At 72.2% G+C, this 15,202-nt stretch carries 13 protein-coding genes (1 of these 13 only partly in view); 11 read left to right on the top strand and 2 right to left on the bottom strand.

Annotation, left to right across the window (positions count from 1 at the left end; genetic code table 11):
- The 7 genes from DK419_RS09710 to DK419_RS09680 all read left to right on the top strand — a co-directional run.
- Nucleotides 1-993, top strand: the 3' portion of a protein-coding gene (locus tag DK419_RS09710) for an ABC transporter substrate-binding protein (RefSeq protein ID WP_109958903.1). It extends 510 nt beyond the left edge of the window; only the last 993 of its 1,503 coding nucleotides appear in the window; its start codon lies beyond the left edge, outside the window; the stop codon is at nt 991-993.
- Nucleotides 993-1,937 (top strand): ABC transporter permease, encoded by a 945-nt coding sequence (locus DK419_RS09705; RefSeq protein ID WP_109958902.1) that lies wholly within the window; start codon nt 993-995, stop codon nt 1,935-1,937. Before DK419_RS09710 ends, DK419_RS09705 begins: the two co-directional genes overlap by 1 nt.
- A complete protein-coding gene (locus DK419_RS09700; RefSeq protein WP_109958901.1) occupies nt 1,934-2,839 on the top strand; it encodes an ABC transporter permease in 906 nt (301 codons plus the stop codon). Before DK419_RS09705 ends, DK419_RS09700 begins: the two co-directional genes overlap by 4 nt.
- Nucleotides 2,836-3,858 carry an ABC transporter ATP-binding protein gene (locus DK419_RS09695; RefSeq protein ID WP_109958900.1) on the top strand — a complete coding sequence of 341 codons (1,023 nt, stop codon included), beginning with the start codon at nt 2,836-2,838 and terminating at the stop codon, nt 3,856-3,858. Before DK419_RS09700 ends, DK419_RS09695 begins: the two co-directional genes overlap by 4 nt.
- Nucleotides 3,855-4,778: an ABC transporter ATP-binding protein gene (locus DK419_RS09690; protein WP_109958899.1), complete on the top strand. Its 924-nt coding sequence runs from the start codon at nt 3,855-3,857 to the stop codon at nt 4,776-4,778. Before DK419_RS09695 ends, DK419_RS09690 begins: the two co-directional genes overlap by 4 nt.
- A 132-nt stretch (nt 4,779-4,910) precedes the next feature.
- Nucleotides 4,911-6,488: a gamma-glutamyltransferase family protein gene (locus tag DK419_RS09685; protein ID WP_109958898.1), complete on the top strand. Its 1,578-nt coding sequence runs from the start codon at nt 4,911-4,913 to the stop codon at nt 6,486-6,488.
- Nucleotides 6,489-6,495: 7 nt separating this feature from the next.
- Nucleotides 6,496-7,248, top strand: coding sequence for a 2-keto-4-pentenoate hydratase (locus tag DK419_RS09680; protein WP_109962219.1), 753 nt, complete (start codon nt 6,496-6,498; stop codon nt 7,246-7,248).
- A 159-nt stretch (nt 7,249-7,407) separates the two neighbouring features.
- On the opposite strand, the gene DK419_RS09675 is transcribed toward DK419_RS09680, so the two are convergent.
- Complete coding sequence (locus DK419_RS09675; RefSeq protein WP_109958897.1) at nt 7,408-8,610, bottom strand: DSD1 family PLP-dependent enzyme; 1,203 nt, start codon at nt 8,608-8,610, stop codon at nt 7,408-7,410.
- 49 nt (nt 8,611-8,659) lie between these two features.
- Nucleotides 8,660-11,071, bottom strand: a complete 2,412-nt coding sequence (locus DK419_RS09670; protein ID WP_162561187.1) for an EAL domain-containing protein — start codon at nt 11,069-11,071, stop codon at nt 8,660-8,662.
- 338 nt (nt 11,072-11,409) lie between these two features.
- Between DK419_RS09670 and DK419_RS09665 the strand changes: the two genes are divergently transcribed.
- From DK419_RS09665 to DK419_RS09650, 4 genes are all read left to right on the top strand, one after another.
- Nucleotides 11,410-12,621, top strand: a complete 1,212-nt coding sequence (locus tag DK419_RS09665) for an ABC transporter substrate-binding protein (RefSeq protein ID WP_109958895.1) — start codon at nt 11,410-11,412, stop codon at nt 12,619-12,621.
- A 17-nt stretch (nt 12,622-12,638) separates the two neighbouring features.
- Complete coding sequence (locus DK419_RS09660) at nt 12,639-13,901, top strand: cytochrome P450 (protein ID WP_109958894.1); 1,263 nt, start codon at nt 12,639-12,641, stop codon at nt 13,899-13,901.
- 157 nt (nt 13,902-14,058) lie between these two features.
- Nucleotides 14,059-14,625 (top strand): hypothetical protein, encoded by a 567-nt coding sequence (locus DK419_RS09655; protein ID WP_109958893.1) that lies wholly within the window; start codon nt 14,059-14,061, stop codon nt 14,623-14,625.
- Complete coding sequence (locus DK419_RS09650; RefSeq protein WP_162561186.1) at nt 14,625-15,197, top strand: hypothetical protein; 573 nt, start codon at nt 14,625-14,627, stop codon at nt 15,195-15,197. Before DK419_RS09655 ends, DK419_RS09650 begins: the two co-directional genes overlap by 1 nt.
- Nucleotides 15,198-15,202: the final 5 nt, after the last annotated feature.

Below are 15,202 nucleotides of genomic sequence, written 5' to 3'. Positions count from 1 at the left end.
CTGGGCGACAGGTTCGCCACCGCGCCGGTCTGCGCCGGGCCGTACAGGTTCGTCGAGCGGGTGCCGCAGGACCGCATCGTGGTCGAGCGCTTCGACGATTACTGGAACAAGGACGCGATCCAGATCAAGCGGATCGAGTTCCGGCCGATCCCCGACACCACGGTGCGGCTCACCAACTTGCGGGCCGGCCAGCTCGACCTGATCGAGCGCCTGGCTCCCACCGACCTGGCGCAAGTGAAGCGCGACCCGAAGCTGAAGGTGGGACAGGCCTACGAGCTCGGCTTCTCGGGCATCGTGTTCAACACCGTCCGGGAGGGCTCGCCGGTGGCCGACCCGCGGGTGCGTGCCGCCTTCGAGGCGGCGATCGACCGCAACGCGATCACGCAGGTGGTCTATAACGGCGAGTACCTCGCCGGGAACCAGTGGGTCTCGCCCAAGAACCCGAACTACGTCGGCGAATACCCGGTGCCGAAGCGCGACGTGGCGAAGGCCAGGGCGCTCCTCAAGGAGGCCGGGATCGAGAAGCCCTCGATCACCCTGATGGTCTACGCCAACAACGACGCGCCGCAGGTCGGCCAGGTGATCCAGGCGATGACCCGCGAGGCCGGCTTCGAGGTGAAGCTCCAGGCCACCGACTTCACCACCTCCCTCGACCAGGCCGACAAGGGCAGCTTCGAGGCCTACCTCTACAACTGGAGCGGCCGGCCCGACCCGGACGGCAACACCTACAGCTTCCTCGCCTGCAAGACGCCGCTGAACTACTCGCGCTACTGCAACCAGGAGGCCGATTCGGCGATGAACGCCGAGCGGCTGACCACCGATCCGGCCGAGCGCAAGGCAGCGTGGAAGCGCCTCGCCGAGAGGGTGCTGACCGACAAGCCGCTGGTCTACCTCTTTCACCGCCGGCTGCTCTGGGCCTACTCGCAGAAGCTCACCGGCTTCGGCGAGTATCCGGACGGGCTGGTGCGCTTCACCGGCCTGAAGCTCGACTGATGCTGCGCTTTCTGGCCCGGCGCCTGGCGCTGGCGGTCCCGACCCTGGTCCTCGCCTCGATGATCATCTTCGCCCTGCAGCAATTGCTGCCGGGCGACACCGCCACCGCGCTGTCGGGCGAGGAGCGCGACCCGGAGGTGATCGCCTTCATCCGCGCCAAGTACCACCTCGACCGGTCGCTGCCGGTCCGCTACGCCTACTGGGCGACCGGTGTGCTGCAGGGCGATCTCGGCGAGTCGATCCGGCTGCAGAAGCCGGTGATCGAGCTCATCCGCGAGAAGCTGCCGGTGACGCTCGAGCTCGCCTGCCTGGCGATGCTGGTGGCGCTCGTCATCGGCGTGCCGATGGGGATCCTGTCGGCGGTCCGGCCCGGGACCTGGATCGACGGCCTCGCCAACGGGGTCGCGCTCTGGGGCCTGTCGGTGCCGAATTTCTGGCTCGGCATCCTGATGATCCTGCTGTTCTCGGTGCAGCTCGGCTGGCTGCCGGCCTCGGGCTACGTGCCGCCGGGCGAGAGCCTGTGGGAGAACCTGCGCGCGATGGCGATGCCGGCCTTCGTGCTCGGCAACGCCATCGCGGCGGTGATGATGCGCCACACCCGCGCCGCCATGCTCGGCGTGCTGCAATCGGACTACGTCCGCACCGCCCGGGCCAAGGGCGTCCCGATGACCCGGGTGGTGCTGCGCCATGCGCTCCCCAACGCGGCGATCCCGATCATCACGCTCGGTGCGCTTGAATTCGGCCAGCTCCTCTCCGGCGCGGTGCTGACCGAGCAGGTCTTCTCCGTGCCGGGCTTCGGCAAGCTGATGGTGGATGCCGTGTTCAACCGCGACTTCGCCACCGTGCAGGGCGTCGTGATCTGCACGGCCACGACCTACATCCTGCTCAACCTCGCGGCCGATCTCGCCTCGGCGCTGGTCAACCCGAAGCTCCGGCGCGCATGAGCGAGGCCGGTCTCTCCACCCCGGCCGAACTGGCCGCTCCCCTCGCCGCCCTGCCGCCGGAGCCGGGGGCCTTTCGCGCGTTCTGGCGCCGGTTCAGCCGACGGCGCGGGGCGCTCGCCGGCCTCGTCGTCGTGGTGCTTCTCGCCGTCCTGGCGCTCGGCGCCGAATGGATCGCGCCGTTCGATCCGACCGCCACCGACTGGGGCGCCGTGCGGGCCGCGCCCGACCTCGCCCACCTCTTCGGCACCGACGAGGTCGGGCGCGACGTGCTCTCGCGCATCGTCTTCGGCACGCGGGCCTCGCTCGGGGCGGGGCTGACCTCGGTGGCGCTCGCCGTCGCGCTCGGCCTGCCGCTCGGCATGCTGGCGGGCTATGCCGGCGGGGTCGTCGACGGGGCGATCATGCGGCTCACCGACGCGCTGCTGGCGATTCCCTTCCTCATCCTCGCCATTGCCCTTGCCGCCTTCCTCGGCCCGAGCCTCACCAACGCCATGGTGGCGATCGGGCTCTCGGCGACCTCGATCTTCGTGCGCCTCACCCGGGCGCAGGTTCAGGCGGTGGCCGCGGAAGAGTTCGTCGAGGCGGCGCGCGCCGTCGGCAACCCGCCCTGGCGCATCGCGCTCCACCACATCCTGCCCAACATCGTGCCGGCGATCCTGGTCCAGGCCACCCTCACCATCGCGGCGGCGATCATCGCCGAGGCGAGCCTGTCCTTCTTAGGGCTCGGCCAGCAGCCGCCCGAACCGTCCTGGGGCTCGATGCTCAACACCGCCAAGAACTTCCTCGACCAGGCGCCCTGGATGGCGATCTGGCCCGGGGTGTCGATCTTCCTCGCGGTGCTCGCCTTCAACCTCGTCGGCGACGGGTTGCGCGACGCCCTCGACCCGCGGGAGCGGCGATGACCCTCTCCCCTCCCCTGCTGGATGTCCGCGACCTCGCGGTCGCCTTCGACACCGATGGCGGCACCGTCCATGCCGTCAACGGCGTGAGCTACACGTTGCGCGAGGGCGAGACCCTGGGGATCGTCGGCGAATCGGGCTCAGGAAAAAGCGTCCACGTGCTCGCCATGCTCGGGCTGGTGCCGCGGCCGCCGGGCCGGATCACGGCCGGGCAGGTGCTGTTCGAAGGGCGCGACCTGCTGGCGATGCCGGAGCGGGCTTTGCGCCGGGTGCGGGGGCCTGAGATCGGCATGGTGTTCCAGGACCCGATGAGCTCGCTCAACCCGGCGATGACGGTGGGCGCGCAGATCGCCGAGCCGTTGCGGCTGCATCGCGGCCTCGATGCGAGCAGCGCCCGGGCGCGGGCGCGCGACCTCCTCGACCTCGTGCGCATCCCCGAGGCCGGCCGGCGCCTCGACCACTACCCGCACGAATTCTCCGGCGGCCAGCGCCAGCGGGTGATGATCGCGATCGGGCTCGCCTGCCGCCCGAAGCTCCTGATCGCCGACGAGGCCACCACCGCCCTCGACGTCACGGTGCAGGCCGGGATCGTCGCCCTGGTGCAGGAGCTGAAGCGCGAGATCGGCATGGCGATCATCTGGATCACCCACGATCTCGGCGTGGTGGCGGGCATCGCCGACACCGTGCAGGTGATGTATGCCGGGCGCATCGTCGAGCGCGGGCCGGTCGACGCGGTGTTCTGCGATCCGCGCAACGCCTACACGCTCGGGCTCCTGCGCTCCCTGCCGGACCTCACGAGCGGCCGGGCCGGGCGGCGGCGCCTGCGCCAGATCGAGGGCAGCCCGCCCGACATGCGCCATCCCCCGCCGGGCGATCCGTTCGCGCCCCGCAACCCCTTCGCCACGCCGCGCTGCCGGACCGAGGCGCCGCCGCTGGCGCAGGTGGCGGGCAGCGTGCCGGGCCACCTCGCGGCGGCGTGGTACGACCTGCCGACACTGCTGGCGGAAGGAGCCGGGCGATGAGGCCGGTGAAGCCCGAGCCACTGCTCTCGGTAAGGAACCTCGGCAAGCACTACCCCCTGCGGCACTGGTGGGGCGGCAAGGGATCCGTCTTTCGCGCGGTCGAGGGCGTGAGCTTCGACATCGCGCCCGGCGAGACGCTCGGCCTCGTTGGCGAATCGGGCTCGGGCAAGTCGACGATCGGCCGGGCCGTGACGATGCTGAACCCGCCGACCTCCGGTACCGTGGCCTTCGAGGGCACCGACCTCAGCCTGCTGCCGGCCCGCGAGATGCGGCGGATGCGCCGGCGCATCCAGGTGATCTTCCAGGACCCCTACGCCGCCCTCAACCCGCGGATGAGCGCCGGCGCCTACGTGGCCGAGCCGTTCCGGCTGCACCGGCCGGAGATGGGGGCAGCGGAGCGCCGCGAGGCGGTGGCGGGGCTCTTTCAGCGGGTCGGGCTCGATCCGCGCTTCTCCGGGCGCTACCCGCACCAGTTCTCCGGCGGCCAGCGCCAGCGGCTCTGCATCGCCCGGGCGATCGCGCTGAAGCCCAGCTTCATCGTCGCCGACGAGCCGATCGCGGCGCTCGACGTCTCGATCCAGGCCCAGGTGGTCAACCTGCTGCAGGACCTGCAGGAGGAGCTGGGCCTGTCGTACCTCTTCATCTCCCACGACCTCAGGATGGTGCGCTACCTCTGCCACCGGGTCGCGGTCCTGCGGCGGGGCCGGATCGTGGAGCTCGCCGACAGCGACACCCTGTACGAGGATCCGCGCCACCCCTACACCCGGGCGCTCCTCGGCGCGGTGCCGGTGCCGGATCCCGCAGTCGAGCGGGCGCGCCTGCGGGCGATGCGCGAGGCGCCTTCGGCCGCGATCCCGGAGGCCGGGCCCCTGGAGGAGGTTGCCCCCGGGCATTGGGTGGCGCAGGCGGCGCATGTGTAAGTGCTTGCCTGATCCGCCCTCCGATTTCATACCCTCCCCGTCGTTCCAGGGCCGCGCAAGCGGAACCCGGAACGACGGGGAGGATGCCAGTTCCGTCGATCGCACCGATCGACATTCGAAGGAAACGTCACGGTGAGGGATTTCTCGAGGCCCGGGCGCTCGCCCGTCTACGCCGCCAACGCCGCCGTCGCGACGTCGCACCCGCTCTCGACGCTGGCCGCCATCGAGGTCCTGCGCGCGGGCGGCAACGCGGTCGATGCCGGCATCGCCGCGGTGGCGGTGCAATGCGTGGTCGATCCGCTGATGACCGGCATCGGCGGCGACTGCTTCGCCCTCTACGCGCCGAAGGGCGCCAAGACCCCGATCGCGCTGAACGGCTCCGGCCGCAGCCCGGCGGCGGCGCACGATGCCTGGTTCCTCGAGCGCGGCATCACGCTCACTCCCACCTCGCCGCACAGCGTCACGGTGCCCGGCGCCGTCGCCGCCTGGGCCAGGCTCCTTCAGGACCACGGCACCCGCAGCCTCGGCGAGGTCCTGCAGCCGGCGATCCGCTACGCGGAGGACGGTTACCCGGTACAGCCGCGCGTCGCCCTCGACTGGTCGCGCAGCGTCGAGCGCGTCGCCGGCGATCCGGCCTCGGCCGCGACCTACCTGATCGACGGAGAGGCGCCGAAGGTCGGCACGATCATGCGCCATCCGAAGCTCGCCGCCACGCTCCGGCGCATCGCGGAAGCCGGCCCGCGCGGCTTCTACGAGGGGCCGGTGGCCGAGGACATCGTGGCGCGCCTGCGCGATCTCGGCGGCCTGCACACCCTCGACGACTTCGCGTCAGCGGCCCCGGAGGTCGTGACCCCGGTGACGACCCGCTACCGCGGCTACGATGTCTACGAGTGCCCGCCGAGCGGCCAGGGCCTCGCCGTGCTGATGATGCTCAACGTGCTGACGCACACCGACATCGCGGCCCTGTCCGAGCTCGACCGGGTCCACCTCTTCGCCGAGGCCTGCAAGCAGGCCTATCACCACCGCGACGCGCTGTTCGCCGATCCGGTGCTGAACCGGGTGCCGGTGGAGCACCTCCTGTCCGAGACCTGGCGGGCGAGCGCCCACGGCGCCATCGACATGGCCCGCGCCCAGGAGCCGGTGATCTGGCCCGAGCTCACCCACAAGGACACGGTGTACCTGAGCGTCGTCGACCGCGACGGCAACGCGCTCTCGCTGATCAACTCGATCTTCCAGGGCTTCGGCAGCGGCATCACCGCGCCGGAGAGCGGGGTGCTGCTGCACAATCGCGGCCTGTCCTTCCGGATCGACCCCGGCCACCCGAACACGATCGGGCCGAGGAAGCGCCCGATGCACACCATCATCCCGGGCATGCTGATGCGGGACGGCGAGGCGGTGGCGCCCTTCGGCGTGATGGGCGGCCATTACCAGGCGATGGGCCACGTCGAACTCCTGACCGGCATCATCGACCGCGGCCTCGACGTGCAGGAGGCCCTCGATGCGCCCCGCAGCTTCGCCTATGGCGGCGGGATCGAGATGGAGCCCGGCTTCGCGGACGGCGTCGTCGCCGGGCTCGAGGCGCGCGGCCACCGCACCATCCCGGCCTCCGGCCCGATCGGCGGCGGCCAGATCATCTGGATCGACCGGGAACGCGGCGTCCTCGCGGCGGGCTCCGACCCGCGCAAGGACGGCAGCGCGCTCGGCTATTGAGGTGACCATGCCACTCGACATCGACGCCGCCGCGGCGGCGCTCCTCGACGCCCGCCGCTCGGGCACCCGCCTCGACGCCCTCCCGGAGGGCGCCCGGCCGGGCAGCGAGGCCGAGGCCTACGCGGTGCAGGACGCGGTCGCCCGCGTGCTGGGCCCGGTGGCCGGCTGGAAGGTGGGGGCGCCGAGCGCCACCGCCACCCCGGCCCGCGCCGCGCTCCACGCCGACACGATCTTCGAGACCGACGAACTGCCGGCCTCGCTGTTCCATCGGATCGGGGCGGAGGCCGAGATCGCCTACCGCTTCGGCCGCGACCTCCCCCCGGAGGCCGGCCCCTACGACCGCGAGGCGGTGCTGGCGGCGGTCGCCACGCTGCACCCGGCGATCGAGATCGCCGATACCCGCTTCACGGTGTTCGGCGCCGTCGACGCGCCGAGCCAGCGCGCCGACCAGCAGAATCACGGCGTGCTGGTGCTCGGGCCGGGGCTGACGGAGTGGCGCGGCCTCGACCCGGTGAGCCAGCCGGTGCGGCTCACCATCGACGGCACGATCCTGCACGACCATGCCGGCGGCAACTCGGCGGTCGACCCGGTGCGCCTGCTGGTCTGGCTCGCCAACGAGGGCGCGCGCTCGCTCGGCGGCATCAAGGCCGGCCAGGTGGTCACCACCGGATCGTGCACGGGAACGGATTTCGTGGAAGCGCCGACGCGGATCGTGGCGGAGTTCCCGGGGCTGGGGAGCGTGACGCTGGCGATCGGGTGAGATCCCGGTCGAGCCGAACGTCAGGCTTCACCCCCACCCGCACCCTCCTCCCGGGGTCGCGGGTGGGTGTGAATTCAGGTGGGCCGACCGGAATCCGGGGCGGCCCGGCTCGAACCGCATGGCCTTCGGCCGTGCCGCGAGCCGTCCCGGAGGCCCGGATCAGAACACCTTTCCGCGCGCCGTGATCGGCCACAGGCATTCGACCCGGCCGTGCCGAACCCCGACATACCAGTCGTGGAGGTTGCAGGTCGGGTCGCAATGACCCGGGACGAGGTGGATCTGCGCGCCGAGGGTCAGCTGCGCGTCCGGGTCGGACAGGTTGCAGTGCTCGTCGGAGAGGCCGGTCGCCGTGATGCCGGATCGGCCATGCACGAGGGGCAGCCCCGAATCCGCCGCCACCGCCTTCAGGCCGGCATCGCACACCGCGCGGCCGCGCGCCGGCACGCTGACGACCGTCGCGAGGACGAAGAGCGCGTGCTCGAACCCTCCGGGCGCGGACCCGTCGTCGGTCCGCACCCGGGCGTAGTCGGCATCCATGAAGGCGTAGCTTCCGGCCTGGATCTCCGTGTGGACCCCGGCCGCGCCCTCGATCTCGAAGCTGCCGGTCCCCGCGCCGGTGACCCGGTCGCAGGCGAGGCCCTCGGCGCGGATCGCGTCGCGCGTCGCGGCCGTCAGCGCGAGCGCGGCCGCCAGCGCGGCGCGCCGTTCGGCGGGCTCGGAGATGTGCTGGGCGCGGCCATGATAGGATTGAAGCCCCGCGAAGCGCAGGCCCGGGCTCGCGTCGATGGCCCGGGCCAGGGCCACGCTCTCGGCGACCGAGCCGGTCCCGCAGCGGCCCGACCCGCAATCCATCTCCACGAGCACGTCGAGGGTGAGGCCGGAGGATCCCGTCGCGGCGCGTCGCTCCAGCACGGCGCGCGAGAACGCGGCGACCTGGTCGGGATGGTCGGCGCAGACGGCGACCCTGCCCCGCTCGGCGAGCCGCACCAGGCGCGCGACGCGGGCCTCGCCGACGACCTGGTTCGAGACGAGGACGTCGGTGATGCCCGCCCGCATCAGGGCGTCGGCCTCGGACACCTTCTGGCAGCAGATGCCGACGGCCCCGCCCCGGGTCGTCTGCAGGCGCGCCACGTCCGCGGATTTGTGCATCTTGGCGTGGGCGCGCAACGCCACCCCGAGGTCCGCGGCCCGGCTGCGCATGCGGTCGAGGTTGCGCTCGAACGCGTCGAGGTCGACGATCAGGGCGGGCGTGGCGATCGCCGCCACGGGATCGCCCAGCCGGGCCGGGATGTCGTAGCCCGGCTCCCAGGCCCGCGGCCCCGCGGCGGCCCCCTCGTTCCGGCTCGGCTGTGCTGTGCTCATCGGCGGACCTCGGCGGACCTGCGGACGGGTGCGGCACCGGCCGCGCCGCTCACGCCCCGATCTGGTGCCACCCCGTCCCGACGCCGTCCAGCGCCACCGGCCGCCCGAACAGGTAGCCCTGCACCTCCGTGCACCCCTCCCGCCGGACCGCCGCGAGCTGGTCCTCGGTCTCGATGCCCTCGGCGGTGACCGTCGCGCCGAGCTGGGCGGCGATGCCGACCACCGCGCGCACGATCGCGGCGGTGCCGGGATCGGCGATGTCGGCGACGAAGGAGCGGTCGATCTTGATCGTGTCGAAGGGAAAGCGGCGCAGGTAGCTCAGGGACGAGTAGCCGGTGCCGAAATCGTCGAGGGCGATCCGCGCCCCGAGGCGGCGGAGCGCCAGGAGCGGGTCGGCGGCCCTGCCCTCGATCGGCAGGCTCTCGGTGATCTCGATCTCGAGCCGGTCCGCGCCGAGGCCGGATTCGCGCAGGGCGGCCTGGACGGCGGCGATCAGGGAGCCGTGCCGCACCTGCGCCGCCGAGACGTTGACGGCGACCCGCGCGCCGTCGGTCCAGGACGCCGCGTCGCGGCAGGCCCGGCGCAGGATCCAGGCGCCGAGGCGGTCGATCAGGCCGATCTCCTCGGCCAGCGGGATGAAGGAGGCCGGGGACACGAGGCCGCGGACCGGGTGGCGCCAGCGCACCAGCGCCTCGCGGCAGACGACCCGCCGCTCCGCCGCGGTGACGATCGGCTGGTAGTGCAATTCGAACTCGCCGCGCTCCAGGCCGAGGCGCAGGTCGAGCTCGAGGCCGTGCCGCTCGGCCGCCGCCGAGTCCATCGCCGGGTCGTAGAGCCGGAAGGTGCTGCGGCCGGCGGCCTTGGCGCCGTAGAGCGCCCGGTCGGCCCGGGCCATCAGCGTGTCGGCGTCGCCGCCGTGGCAGGGGCTCAGCACCACGCCGATGCTGACGCCGACATGCATCGGCCGGCCCGCGACGGTGACCGGCGCCTGCATGACCTCGACGAGGCGGGCCGCCGCCCGCGACGCCGCCAGGGGATCGGCCTTCGGCAGCAGCACCGCGAACTCGTCGCCGCCGAGCCGCGCGAGCGTGTCGCGGGGCCCGAGCACCGCCCGCATGCGGCGGGCGACCTCGCACAGGAGGGTGTCGCCGGCGGCGTGGCCCAGCGTGTCGTTGACCACCTTGAACCGGTCGAGGTCGAGCCACAGGATCGCGCAGGCGCCCTCGCCCGGGAGCGCGTCGAGGCGCGCGTCGAGGCGTTCGCGGAACAGGGTGCGGTTCGGCAGGTCGGTGAGCGCGTCGTGGCCCGCCATGTGGGCGATGCGGCGCTCGGCCTCGCGGCGCGCGGTGATGTCCTCGACCTGCAGCAGGGTCGAGACCGGGTCGGGCGGCAGGTGCAGGCGCACCGCCGAGACCCGCGCCCACAGCGTGCCGCCGTCCCGGCGGCGAAAGCGCATCTCGCCCACGGCCGGCCCGCCGTCTGCGGCCGCGCGGGCCAGCACCCCGTCGAGCAGGCCGGCATCCTCGGGGTCGCCGAGGGCGGCGAGGCGCAGCCCGACGAGGCCGTCCTGCGTCCCGTCGCCGAGGGCGGCGCGGAAGGCGCGGTTCGTCTCCACGAGGAGGCCCGCGGCATCGACCACCAGCATCCCGGACGGCGCGTGCTCGATGATGCCGCGGCAATGGCTGGCGCTGCGGCGCGCCTCGGCCTCGGCGGCCCGCAAGGACGCCTGCTCGCGCTTGAGCGCGGTGATGTCGAAATGGACACCGGTGCGCGCGCCGCCCTCGCGCACGTGCTCGATCACCCGGATCCAGCGCGCGCCCGGCAGCGGCACCTCGAACGGCGCCCCGGCAAAGCGCAGGGATTCGCGCAGGCGCGCCAGGAGCTGGTCCGGCGCGGGCTCGGCGGCCTCCTGCCAGGCCCGGACCACCACCGCCTCGAAGGTCAGGCCCGCGGCCTCGGCCGGGCTCAAGCCGTAGAGCTGGCCGAACTGCCGGTTGGCCGAGAGGATGCGCCCGTCGGCATTCGCCGCCGCGATGCCGTCGGGCGCGGCGTGGGCGGCCTCGGCGGCGCGGGCGCCGGCCGGCGCGGGCTCCCGGGTGATCGGCCGCCACAGCCGCATCCGGCCGAGTCCCGGGACGGTCTGGGTCGAGACCCGCAGCCAGGTCCCGCGATGCTCGAACTCGTAGGGCCGGCTCTGGACCTGGTGGCGGGCGATCCCGCTCGCGACGTATTCCTCGATGTAGGGCAGTTCGTCGGAGGTCAGGCGGGTGCGGTAGAACCGCCGCAGGTTCTCGCGGTAATGCTCGCCGGCATGGACGAAGCCGTCATGCTCGGGGAAGAGGTACAGGAAGGTCTGGTTCCAGCCGAGCGTCCGGTCGTCGGCGTCGAACGCGCACAGGCCGATGTCGAGGCCGTCGAGCAGGTCGGCGAGGAGGCCGAGGCTCGGCGCGGGCTTCAGCATACGGGTGACCTCGATGGCGCGGCACGTCGATGCCGGTCTGGGCGGCGGTCGTCCGGAACTGTCCGGAACCGTCCGCCCGTGACTTGTTTTCCGTCCGATCCTACCATGACGTGAACAGATTACCGTCATCCTTACCGGCGGGCAGTCCCCATCTTCCCCTAGGCGAGGGCGCCGCCGCGGAAAGGCCGGGGCGCCGCCGCGGGCTCGCGGGACGTGTGCGCGGCACGACCGTCCCGGAACACGGCGCTTGCCTCGCGGGCGCGGATGGGCTGTGAAGGCGGAAGAGACGACAGGGCGACCTCGCGCGGGAACGACGCGGGCGCCGGGAGGAGACCACGATGACCCGTTTCACCACCGCCCTGACCGGGGCGTTCCTCGCGTTCGCGGCGCTCGGCGGGCCCGCCGCGGCGCAGATCTCCGACGACGTGGTGCGGATCGGCGTGCTCACCGACCTCTCGGGCCCCTACGCCGACAGCGGCGGGCGCGGTTCGGTGGCGGCGGCCGAGATGGCGGCGAAGGATTTCGGCGGCACCGTCCGGGGCAAGCCGGTCGAGATCGTCTCGGCCGACCACCAGAACAAGCCGGACGTCGCATCGAGCATCGCCCGGCGCTGGTACGACGTCGACAAGGTCGACGCCGTGATCGACCTGCCGGTGACGGCGATCGCGCTCGCCGTCCAGGCGGTCGCCAAGGAGAAGAACCGCACGGTGATGATCACCGCGGCGGCGACCTCCGACCTCACCGCCAAGACCTGCTCGCCCGTGAGCTCGCACTGGACCGACGACACCCACGCGCTCACCGCCGGCACGGCGCGGGCGGTGTTCGAGCGCGGCGGCAAGTCCTGGTACTTCATCACCGTCGACCACGCCTTCGGCCACGCGCTGCAGAAGGAGGCCACCACCGTCGTCGAGGCGCTCGGCGGCAAGGTGCTGGGCACCTCGCGCCACCCGATCAACACCGCCGACTACTCGTCCTTCCTGCTCCAGGCCCAGAGCTCGGGGGCGGACGTGGTCGCCTTCGCGAGCGTCGGCGACGACTTCACCAAGGCGGTCAAGCAGGCCGACGAGTTCGGCCTGACCGGCGGGCGCCAGACGCTGACGGGCTTCCTCGTCTACGTCACCGACATCAAGGGCCTCGGCCTGCCTGTGGCCCACGGCCTGACCTTCTCGGAGGCGTTCTACTGGGACCAGAACGACGCGTCCCGCGCCTTTTCCAAGCGCTTCCAGGAGCGCACCGGCGCGATGCCGACGAAGAACCAGGCGCTGATCTACACCGCCGTCACCCACTACCTGAAGGCGATCGACAAGGCCGGCACCGACGAGGCGGTGGCGGCGAACGCCGCCATGCGGAGCCTGCCGGTGGCGTTCTTCGACCACCCCGCCACCCTGCGCGCGGACGGGCGGCTCCTCTACGACCCCGTGCTCTACCGGGCAAAGGAGCCCGCCGCGAGCAAGGGCCCGTGGGACCTCTACGAGGTGCTGCGCACCATCCCGAAGGAGGAGGCGTTCCTGCCGATGAACCCGGCCTGCGCCCCGAAGGAGCGCGGGTGAGCCGCGGGGGAGACGGGATGAGCGCCCCGAGCCGGACGAGCGACCCCGCCCTCGCCGCGGGGTTCGACCTCAGGCGCCTGCCGGAGGGGTTCATCGCGAATCCCTACCCGGTCTACGCGGCGCTCCGCGCGCACGCCCCGGTCCACCGGATGGGGCAGGGTCCCTCGGGCGAGGCGCAGATCCTGCTCTCGCGCTACGCGGACCTCGAGCGGGTCTACAAGGACGCCGCGACCTTCAGCTCGGACAAGACCGTCGAGTTCGGCGCCAAGTTCAGGATGCCGGAGGCGGGGCCCTCCCCGCTCTACCGCCACCACACCACGAGCCTCGTCTTCAACGATCCGCCGCGCCACACCCGGGTCCGGCGCATCATCGCGGGTGCGTTCACGCCGCGGGCGATCGCCGCGATGGAGGCCGGCATCGTCGCGCTGGTGGATGGTCTCCTCGACGCGGCGGAGGCGCGGGGCCGGATCGACCTGATCGAGGACTTCGCCGCCGCGATCCCCGTCGAGGTGATCGGCAACCTGCTCGGCGTCCCGCGGGACGAGCGCGGCCCCTTGCGCGACTGGTCGCTGGCGATCCTCGGCGCCCTCGAACCCGTCCTGTCGCCGGAGATCGAGGCGGCCGGCAACCGGGCGGTGACCGACTTCCTGGCCTATCTCGAGCACCTCGTCGAGGACCGCCGCCGGCGCCCGGGCGACCCCGACAAGGACATCCTCACCCGCCTGATCCAGGGCGAGGTCGGCGGCGAGCGGCTCTCGTCGGAGGAATTGCTGCAGAACTGCATCTTCATCCTCAATGCCGGGCACGAGACCACCACCAACCTGATCGGCAACGGGCTCCACCTGCTGACCGAATACCCCGAGGCCCGGGCGCGGCTCCTCGCCGAGCCCGACTTGATGCGAAAAGGCGTCGAGGAGGTGCTGCGCTTCGAGAGCTCGAACCAGCTCGGCAACCGCGTCGCGACGACGGGTTTCGCGATCGACGGGCGCGACTTCCCGGCCGGCACCCAGATCACCTTGTGCATCGGCGCCGCCAACCGCGATCCCGCGCAGTTCTCGGATCCCGACACCTTCGACGTCGCCCGCGATCCCAACCGCCACCTCGCCTTCGCCAGCGGCATCCACCAGTGCGTCGGCATGGCGGTGGCCCGGCTCGAGGGCCGCATCGCGCTCGGACGCTTCCTCGCCCGCTTCCCCGATTACCGCCTCGACGGCCCGCCCGAGCGCTCGCAGCGGGTGCGCTTCCGGGGTTTCCTGCGGCTGCCGGCGCGGCTGGGGTGAGGGCGGGACAGTCCACCCCAGTATCCAATCCAGCTCCAGCCAATCGACGGAGCGGGAAAACAGATTTCCATTTGCCGATCTATTGCCGGACGGCCGATCGATGCTACGCCGAAGCTGAGCCGTAAGCTCGCTCACACGCATCGCGGGTCGTCACACGATGTCACGCTCGTCCCGACCGGGCGCCCGGCTGCGCCCGGCCGCCCCCGGCCTTGCCCTGATCGCCCTCCTTGCCGCCGGCACCGCTCACGCTGCGGACGGCACGGACGGGGCCGACCCCATCGGCACGATCATGGACCGCGTCACCGGCGGGGGGTCGCGCCGGGACCTGATGGACCGGATCGAGCGCGCCGAGGCCGAGAGGGTGCGCCAGCAGGCCGAGCGGGCCGCCACCGAGGCCGAGATCCGCGGCCTGCTGCACGACATCGACGAGACGATCTTCTCGATCCGCCTGAACCTGGCGGAATTCACCGGGAACCGCCCTTCCTGCCGCACCCTGCGCGCCCGCGCCGCCGCCCTGGAGACCCAGGTCGCGGATCTCGAGCGCCTCGCCGCCTCCGCCCAGGCGCGCTGCCGCGCCTCCTCGGACGCGCCGGCCGTGACCGAACTGTGCCGGACCCGCCTCGCCGAGATCGCACGAGCGCGCGCGGCCGCCGAGGCCGAGCAGGCGCGCGCGACCGCCGGATGCCCCTCCGATCCGAATCCCGCCAAGGAGATGCGGCCGTGATGTCCCTTCGTCGTCGGATGGCAGGTCGCCTGTTCGTGGTCGGTGCGCTGCTCGCCGGGATGCCCGGCGGTGCGATGGCTCAGCCCGGCTCGCTCGGCGACCGGGCCGCCGTTCTCGAGCAGCGACTGGCGACGCTGAAGAATGAGATCGGCAAGATCAAGGACAATCTGCGAGACGCGAAGATCATCGTCGACTATTTCGACGCAATCTCGAAAAACATGGTGGAATTCAGCAGCAATCTGAAAATCTACGACAGCAATTGCGGCGAGCGCAGGCGTGAGTACGAAACGATGCGGCGGGACAACAATCCCTTCGCCGCGCGCCTCTCGCCGGCCGTGCAACGATGCGAGGCCGACAGGCCCGGGTTCGACGAGGCGCTTCGCTCGCTCTTCGCCAAGGTCGAGACGATCTCGCGCGACGTCAACCTCATCAAGGCCGAGCGCGACCGTCTCGGCGTCGAGAGCAATCGCGTCCTGAACGAGCAGAGCACGTCCCAGACCGAGTTGAACTTGAGACGAAATACGCGGGACATCTCCGACCAGATCCAGACCTTCAAGAACACCCGCTTCTAGGATCG

It is taken from the genome of Methylobacterium terrae (genome assembly GCF_003173755.1).
GTDB classification, from domain to species: Bacteria; Pseudomonadota; Alphaproteobacteria; order Rhizobiales; family Beijerinckiaceae; genus Methylobacterium; species Methylobacterium terrae.
The sequence above is the reverse complement of the archived record's forward strand: the minus strand, read 5'-3'. Positions and strand labels throughout refer to the sequence as shown.

What these genes read in the sequence shown, in the direction of transcription:
- DK419_RS09695 (WP_109958900.1), top strand. Translation starts at nt 2,836, where the DNA reads ATGACCCTCTCCCCTCCCCTGCTGGATGTCCGCGACCTCGCGGTCGCC.
- DK419_RS09665 (WP_109958895.1), top strand. Translation starts at nt 11,410, where the DNA reads ATGACCCGTTTCACCACCGCCCTGACCGGGGCGTTCCTCGCGTTCGCG.
- DK419_RS09660 (WP_109958894.1), top strand. Translation starts at nt 12,639, where the DNA reads ATGAGCGCCCCGAGCCGGACGAGCGACCCCGCCCTCGCCGCGGGGTTC.
- DK419_RS09700 (WP_109958901.1), top strand. Translation starts at nt 1,934, where the DNA reads ATGAGCGAGGCCGGTCTCTCCACCCCGGCCGAACTGGCCGCTCCCCTC.
- DK419_RS09670 (WP_162561187.1), bottom strand. Translation starts at nt 11,071, where the DNA reads ATGCTGAAGCCCGCGCCGAGCCTCGGCCTCCTCGCCGACCTGCTCGAC.
- DK419_RS09655 (WP_109958893.1), top strand. Translation starts at nt 14,059, where the DNA reads ATGTCACGCTCGTCCCGACCGGGCGCCCGGCTGCGCCCGGCCGCCCCC.
- DK419_RS09705 (WP_109958902.1), top strand. Translation starts at nt 993, where the DNA reads ATGCTGCGCTTTCTGGCCCGGCGCCTGGCGCTGGCGGTCCCGACCCTG.
- DK419_RS09680 (WP_109962219.1), top strand. Translation starts at nt 6,496, where the DNA reads ATGCCACTCGACATCGACGCCGCCGCGGCGGCGCTCCTCGACGCCCGC.
- DK419_RS09690 (WP_109958899.1), top strand. Translation starts at nt 3,855, where the DNA reads ATGAGGCCGGTGAAGCCCGAGCCACTGCTCTCGGTAAGGAACCTCGGC.
- DK419_RS09675 (WP_109958897.1), bottom strand. Translation starts at nt 8,610, where the DNA reads ATGAGCACAGCACAGCCGAGCCGGAACGAGGGGGCCGCCGCGGGGCCG.
- DK419_RS09650 (WP_162561186.1), top strand. Translation starts at nt 14,625, where the DNA reads ATGTCCCTTCGTCGTCGGATGGCAGGTCGCCTGTTCGTGGTCGGTGCG.